The organism is Pseudomonas sp. NPDC088890, assembly GCF_044900155.1.
Classification (GTDB): Bacteria; Pseudomonadota; Gammaproteobacteria; order Pseudomonadales; family Pseudomonadaceae; genus Aquipseudomonas; species Aquipseudomonas urmiensis.
The window spans coordinates 456,269-463,019 of record NZ_JBJDNG010000004.1; the positions used below are offsets into that span (position 1 = coordinate 456,269).

General features: G+C 62.2%; 8 protein-coding genes. 4 read left to right on the forward strand and 4 right to left on the reverse strand.

Features of this window, described 5'->3' with window-relative positions; genetic code table 11:
* Window positions 1–90: 90 nt before the first annotated feature.
* The 3 genes from ACI2JX_RS12270 (at window position 91) to pdxH (ending at window position 2,992) form a co-directional block, all read left to right on the forward strand.
* Window positions 91–1,236 carry a serine hydrolase domain-containing protein gene (locus ACI2JX_RS12270; protein ID WP_404690160.1) on the forward strand — a complete coding sequence of 382 codons (1,146 nt, stop codon included), beginning with the start codon at window positions 91–93 and terminating at the stop codon, window positions 1,234–1,236.
* Between the two features lie 99 nt (window positions 1,237–1,335).
* Window positions 1,336–2,325 (forward strand): OmpA family protein, encoded by a 990-nt coding sequence (locus tag ACI2JX_RS12275; protein ID WP_404690161.1) that lies wholly within the window; start codon window positions 1,336–1,338, stop codon window positions 2,323–2,325.
* 19 nt (window positions 2,326–2,344) lie between these two features.
* Window positions 2,345–2,992 carry a pyridoxamine 5'-phosphate oxidase gene (gene pdxH, locus ACI2JX_RS12280; RefSeq protein ID WP_404690162.1) on the forward strand — a complete coding sequence of 216 codons (648 nt, stop codon included), beginning with the start codon at window positions 2,345–2,347 and terminating at the stop codon, window positions 2,990–2,992.
* Here pdxH and ACI2JX_RS12285 read toward each other — a convergent pair.
* On the reverse strand, window positions 2,989–3,222 hold the full coding sequence (locus tag ACI2JX_RS12285; RefSeq protein WP_186557580.1) for a hypothetical protein: 234 nt from the start codon (window positions 3,220–3,222) through the stop codon (window positions 2,989–2,991). The genes pdxH and ACI2JX_RS12285 overlap by 4 nt on opposite strands.
* A 139-nt stretch (window positions 3,223–3,361) precedes the next feature.
* Here ACI2JX_RS12285 and ACI2JX_RS12290 point away from each other — a divergent pair, with 139 nt between their 5' ends.
* Complete coding sequence (locus tag ACI2JX_RS12290) at window positions 3,362–3,826, forward strand: glycine zipper 2TM domain-containing protein (protein WP_186557581.1); 465 nt, start codon at window positions 3,362–3,364, stop codon at window positions 3,824–3,826.
* A 141-nt stretch (window positions 3,827–3,967) separates the two neighbouring features.
* Here ACI2JX_RS12290 and ACI2JX_RS12295 read toward each other — a convergent pair whose 3' ends face one another.
* The 3 genes from ACI2JX_RS12295 to ACI2JX_RS12305 all read right to left on the reverse strand — a co-directional run bounded on the left by ACI2JX_RS12295 (window position 3,968) and on the right by ACI2JX_RS12305 (window position 6,672).
* Window positions 3,968–5,581, reverse strand: coding sequence for an NAD(P)/FAD-dependent oxidoreductase (locus ACI2JX_RS12295; protein WP_264236372.1), 1,614 nt, complete (start codon window positions 5,579–5,581; stop codon window positions 3,968–3,970).
* A gap of 103 nt (window positions 5,582–5,684) precedes the next feature.
* Window positions 5,685–6,359 carry a COG3650 family protein gene (locus tag ACI2JX_RS12300; protein ID WP_368971416.1) on the reverse strand — a complete coding sequence of 225 codons (675 nt, stop codon included), beginning with the start codon at window positions 6,357–6,359 and terminating at the stop codon, window positions 5,685–5,687.
* Window positions 6,360–6,594: 235 nt separating this feature from the next.
* Window positions 6,595–6,672, reverse strand: coding sequence for a hypothetical protein (locus tag ACI2JX_RS12305; RefSeq protein WP_372353334.1), 78 nt, complete (start codon window positions 6,670–6,672; stop codon window positions 6,595–6,597).
* Window positions 6,673–6,751: the final 79 nt, after the last annotated feature.

The window sequence follows — 6,751 nt, forward strand, 5'->3', positions numbered from 1 at the left end:
CGACCATCCGGCCACATTCAGTTTGCAAAACCGCCAACTACTGAAACAATGCACGACTTTGTGAAGACGAGTCGTACGGAGAGTAGGCGGGTGCAGATCCAGGGTCACTATGAGCTGAAGTTCGAGGCAGTGCGTGAAGCGTTTGCCGCATTGTTCGAGGATCCTCAGGAGCGCGGCGCCGCGCTGTGCATCCAGGTCGGCGGCGAGACCGTGATCGACCTGTGGGCCGGTAGCGCCGATAAGGACGGCCGCGAAGCTTGGCACAGCGATACCATTGCCAATCTGTTCTCCTGCACCAAGACCTTCACCGCCGTTACCGCCTTGCAACTGGTCGGCGAGGGCAAACTGGCCTTGGACACGCCCGTGGCGCGCTACTGGCCGGAGTTCGCCCAGGCCGGTAAGGAGCAGGTGACCCTGCGTCAGTTGCTCAGCCACCGCGCTGGCCTGCCGGCGATCCGGGAACTGCTGCCCGCCGAAGCACTCTATGACTGGGAGACCATGACCGCTGCCCTGGCTGCTGAGACCCCTTGGTGGACGCCGGGCACCGAGCATGGCTACGCCGCTATTACCTTTGGCTGGTTGATCGGTGAGCTGATTCGCCGCGCTGATGGCCGTGGCCCGGGCGACTCGATCGTCGCGCGTACCGCCAAACCCCTGGGCCTGGATTTTCATGTCGGCCTGGCGGATGAAGAGTTCCACCGTGTCGCGCACATTGCTCGCGGCAAAGGCAACCCTGGCGACGCTGCTGCACAGCGTTTGCTGCAGGTGACCCTGCGCGAGCCTGAAGCGCTGTCGACGCGAGCCTTTACCAACCCGCCAGCCATTCTCACCAGCACCAACAAGCCGGAGTGGCGACGGATGCAGCAGCCGGCGGCCAATGGCCATGGCAATGCTCGCAGCCTGGCCGGTTTCTATGCCGGTCTGCTCGATGGCAGCCTGCTGGAGTCTGAATTGCTCGATGAGCTGACGCGCGAACATAGCCTTGGGCAGGATCGTACCCTGTTGACCCAGACCCGCTTCGGCCTGGGCTGCATGCTTGATCAGCCCACGGTCGCCAATGCCACTTTCGGGCTGGGCGCCCGCGCCTTCGGCCATCCAGGAGCGGGTGGCTCGGTCGGCTTTGCCGATCCCGAGCACGATGTCGCCTTTGGTTTCGTCACCAACACGCTCGGCCCCTACGTGCTGATGGACCCGCGGGCGCAACAGCTGGTGCGTGTACTTGGCACTTGCCTTTGATCGGGTAACGCGGGTATTGGCCCGACCCTTTGACTATCCTCAATGCCAACGCCTCATGTGTGTGGGCAAAATTTCTTTCTAATTCATGGTGTATCGCTGATGTCTTCACATAAAACCTTAGCACTCGCCCTGTGCCTGGCCATGACCGGCTGCGCCAGCCACTCGCAAGGTACTGCCAAAGACGGCGGCCTCAGCTGGTGGCCTTTCGGCTCCGACAAAGTCGCCGAACAGGAAGTGAAAGAAGCAGTGACCGAGAAGGTCGCCAAGGCTGACGCCAAAGCCGATAGCGCCAGCCGTTGGTGGTGGCCATTTGGTGGTGACGACAAGCAAGCCAAAGGCCCAGTCGTACCGAAGATCGATCACAAGGCCACCCAGGCCTGGCTGGACGAGTACGAGCCAAAGCTGCGTGAGGCGGTCAAGGGCAGCAAGTTCGAAGTCGAGCGGCGTGAAGATGTCATGGCGGTGATTATTCCGGTGGAGGGTTCGTACAACCCTGATCGCCCGAACATGCTGCTGCCAGCGAGCTTGGGGCCGATTACTCGCGTGGCCAAGGCGGTAGAGGTCGATCCCAAGACCGCTGTGCTGGTGCTCGGCCATGCAGACAGCAGCGGTGTGGCTGCTGCCAACCAGAAGCTCAGCCTGGAACGCGCTGCTTCGGTATCGGCGATCTTCCGCCTCAGCGGCCTGCAGCGAGACCGCCTGACCCTCAAGGGCATGGGTTCGGTGATGCCGCGTGCGGCCAACGACAGCCTTGAAGGCCGGGCCTTGAACCGCCGTGTGGAAATGTTGCTGACCCCGCAGAACACCATGGTCGCGCTGCTGGCCAAGTATCAGCAGGCCGCACCAGCACCGACTCCAGCCGCCATGGTTGCAGTGCAAGACGCCAAGGCTCCGGCAGCTAAGGCTGCGAGTAAGCCTGCAGCGAAAGCCGCCGCCGCCAAACCGGCCGCCAAGAAAGCACCGGCCAAGGCAGCTGCGAAGAAACCCGCAGCCAAGCCCGTTGCCAAAAAAGCCGCGGCAAAACCTGCCGCCAAGAAGGCCGCAACCGATAAGAAAGTAGCTGCCAATAGCCCTGCGAAGACCAACTGATCGTCAAGGAAACGCAGTCATGACCCAATCCCTGGCCGATATGCGCCGCGACTACACCCGGGATGGCCTGGTTGAAAGCCAGGCTCCGGGCGAGCCGTTCGCCCTGTTCCACCAATGGTTCGCTGATGCGGTGAAGACCGAGCAGCCACCGGTGGAGGCCAATGCCCTGACCCTGGCCACAGTCGATGCCGACGGCCGCCCGCATTGCCGGGTGCTGTTGCTCAAAGGACTGGATGAGCGCGGTTTTACCTTCTTCACCAACTATGACAGCGCCAAAGGCCAGCAGCTGCTGGCCAATCCCTACGCTGCCATGACCTTCTTCTGGCCGGCGCTGGAGCGTCAGGTGCGAATCGAAGGGCAAGTGGAGAAAGTTACCGCGCAGGAGTCGGACGCTTATTACCAGGTGCGTCCGCTGGGCAGTCGCCTGGGCGCTTGGGCATCGCCGCAGAGCCAGGTCATTACCGGGCGTGAGCAATTGGAAGGCTTGGTCAAGGCGACCGAAGCGCGCTTCTCCGACAGCCAGCCGCACTGCCCGGAGCATTGGGGCGGTTATCGTCTGCTGCCTGAGCGAATCGAGTTCTGGCAGGGGCGGCCGAGTCGCCTGCATGACCGCCTGAATTATCGCCACGTCGAGGGCCAATGGCTGCGTGAGCGCCTGGCACCTTAAGCCCGATAGTTGGCGGCCTCGCGTTCCAGCCAGGCCGCCAATGCCTTGCGTTTGATCTTTTGCGCGCGCGCCAGCTCCAGGCGCTGCAGCATGTAGGCGCGTTTATCATCATCCTTTCCAGCCATCGACAACGCCAGGTCGCGGTCCATCCAGCGGCGCATGCGTAGATACAGCCAGCCATGGAAATACAGGCCTGCGACAGTTGTTACCAAGACGATGAAGTAATCCATGGCTATCCTTGGTCTGACTAAATAGTGACAGCACGGCGGCTGTACCAGAGCTGAATGAAAACAAATTTGTAACGTATGTGTCGTGACAGCCGTCAACCTGCGGAGTCTAATGGACACCTGACTTATGGAGATTCAACCCATGCGTAAATCTGTTTTGCTGGTGGCGAGCTTCACCACCCTGTCGCTGTTGCTCGGCGGCTGTGCGTCGAGCCTGACCGGTGACAGCTATTCCCGTGATGAGGCCCGCCGCGTGCAGACCGTGCGCATGGGTACCATCGAATCGCTGCGCCCGGTGAAGATCGAAGGCACCAAGACCCCAATCGGCGGTGGCGCGGGCGCTATCGTCGGTGGTGTTGCCGGTAGTGCTATCGGTGGTGGCCGGGGCAGCATCGTCGCTGCGGTAATCGGCGCTGTGGCCGGTGGCCTGGCGGGTTCTGCCGCCGAAGAGGGCATTACCCGTACCCAAGGTGTCGAGGTCACCGTGCGTGAAGACGACGGCAATATGCGCGCCTATGTGCAGGCGGTGCAGGAAAACGAAATTTTCCGCGTGGGTGAGCGTGTGCGCATCGTCACCGTCGACGGCACCAGCCGTGTGACCCACTGAGCAATTCGCTGAAAAACAAAACCCCGACTTGGCAGCGCCGGTCGGGGTTTTTTATTGCCTATCGCGGGGCAAGCCCGCTCCCACGATGACGCGCAATTAAGCTCGCGGGAGCGGGCTTGCCCCGCGATGGCTGACGCCAGGTTACCCATTTAGCCCGAGGATATCGCGCGCTACCGCTTCTGCGATGCGAATGCCATCGACGCCCGCCGAGAGAATCCCGCCCGCGTAACCCGCGCCTTCACCGGCCGGGAACAACCCCTTGAGATTGACGCTCTGATAGCTCGCGTCACGGGTGATACGCAGCGGCGAAGAGGTGCGGGTTTCAATCCCGGTCAGCACTGCATCGTGCAGGTTGTAGCCCTTGATCTGCCGGTCGAAGGCAGGCAGCGCCTCACGAATCGCTTCGATAGCGAAGTCTGGCAGACTCGGCGCCAGGTCACCCAGGGTCACCCCCGGCTTGTACGACGGCTCGACACTGCCGAGCGCGGTCGAAGGACGTCCGGCAACGAAGTCACCGACCAGTTGCGCCGGCGCCTGATAGTTGCTGCCACCCATCACATAGGCGTGCGCTTCAAGGCGCTCCTGCAGTTCGATGCCAGCCAGTGGACCACCTGGGTAATCACGCTCCGGATCGATACCCACGACAATGCCCGAGTTGGCATTACGCTCGTTACGCGAGTATTGGCTCATGCCGTTGGTCACCACCCGGCCTGGCTCGCTGGTTGCGGCGACCACGGTGCCGCCCGGGCACATGCAGAAGCTGTACACCGAACGACCGTTCTTGGCGTGGTACACCAGCTTGTAGTCGGCGGCGCCCAGCTTCGGGTGACCGGCGTATTTGCCCAGGCGAGCCTTGTCGATCAGGGTTTGGGGGTGCTCGATACGGAAACCGACCGAGAACGGCTTGGCCTCCATGAACACGCCCTTGCCATGCAGCATGCGGAAGGTGTCGCGGGCGCTGTGGCCCAGGGCCAGGACCACATGGCGCGAGTGCAGCTGTTCGCCGCTGTCGAGCACCACGCCAGTGAGTTGTTCGCCGTCGATCAGCAGGTCGCTGACCTTCTGCTCGAAGCGCACTTCACCGCCCAGGGCGATGATCTCGGCGCGCATGTTCTCGACCATGCCGGTCAGGCGGAAGGTACCGATGTGCGGCTTGTTGATGTAGAGGATCTCGTCCGGCGCACCGGCCTTGACGAACTCTTCCAGGACCTTGCGGCCATGGTGCTGCGGGTCTTTGATCTGGCTGTACAGCTTGCCGTCGGAGAAGGTCCCAGCGCCGCCTTCGCCGAACTGCACATTGGACTCAGGGTTGAGCACGCTTTTACGCCACAGCCCCCAGGTGTCCTTGGTGCGCTGACGAACTTCCTTGCCGCGCTCGAGCACGATCGGCTTGAAGCCCATCTGCGCCAGCAATAGCCCAGCGAAGATGCCGCACGGGCCAAAACCCACCACCAGCGGACGCTGGTCAAGCTTGGCCGGCGCTTGGCCAACGAACTTGTAGCTGACGTCAGGCGCCACGCTGATGTTGCGATCGTCAGCGAACTTGGCCAGCAGCTCGGCTTCGTTGGCTGCCTCCAAGTCAATGGTATAGATGAACAGCAGTTCGCTGTTTTTCTTGCGGGCGTCGTAGCTGCGCTTGAACAGGGTGAAGCTGAGCAGTTGGTCATCGCTAATGCCCAGGCGCTGGACGATGGCCTCGCGCAGGGCTTCGTCAGGATGGTCCAGGGGCAGCTTCAGTTCGGTGATTCGTAGCATGGCAGGGTCCAGTATCCCGGCCATGGGCGGCCGGCGGCTTTACTCAAACCGCCAAGTATAAGCTGTTCGCCGCCCTGACTGGCAGGATAAAAGTGCCCGACGATCAGTTGTCGCGAGCGCCGCCATAGTAACCGCAGCCTTGCAGGGTCTGGCCGTCGATCTTCAGCTGCGCGCGCAGGTGGCGGATGGCACCGGTGGCGCTGTCGACGCAGCGCTGCGGGGAGACCCACAGCTCGACCTGTTTACCGTTGGCTTCGCTACTCAGGGTCAGGCCGCCGCCGGGGACCTGTTCTTCCAGAAAGGGCAGGGGCAGTGGCTCTTGGCCAACCCGGTTGAGCACCATGCCCTTGCCGCTGGCCTTGATGTCCCACTCCGGCTCATGGCCACCAGCGCGCAGGGTCAGCTGCTTGAAGTTGGGGTCTTCGCAGGCGTTGGTCGAGGGCTCGAGGCGATACAGGTGACGGACGTCGAGTTGGCCATCGGTATTGACCTGCTTGCTGCCGGTAAGGCGGCCGCGCACGTCGGCGAACAGCTTGTCGTTGGCGTCTTCGGCCAGGTTGGCGGCTTCCTGCAGGATGCCGGTGCCGGCGACGTCCTTGATCACGAAGTGACGAGGTTCGCTGCAAGGCTTGAACAACAATTGGCCGCCTGCCGCGCTCAGTTCGCCCTGCATGCGCGTAGTGCCGATGTTCGGGTCGTTTGGCTTGTCTGCCATGAGCTGGCAACCGGCGAACAAGGGCAGCAGGGCGGTGAGCAGCAGGGATTGGGTGAGGCGCATGGGGCGGGCTCCGGAAATCTTGCAAAAGAGCTGGCCACGGTACTCAGGCTGGGTGGGGATCACAAGCCCTCGATGGCCCATGCAGGCCTCTTCGCGGGCAAGCCCGCTCCCACAGGATTACCACCTACTTGAGAACAGTGGTGTATCTGTGGGAGCGGGCTTGCCCGCGAAGAGGCCGCCACCTTTGTCACAGGCAAAAAAAGGGCCCGTAGGCCCTTTCTGTGTGCAATGTCGATCAACCACCCAGATAGGCGTCACGTACCTTTGGATCACTCAACAATGCTTCGCCGGTGCCCTCCCACAGGATTACCACCTACTTGAGAACAGTGGTGTATCTGTGGGAGCGGGCTTGCCCGCGAAGAGGCCGCCACCTTTGTCACAGGCAAAAAAAG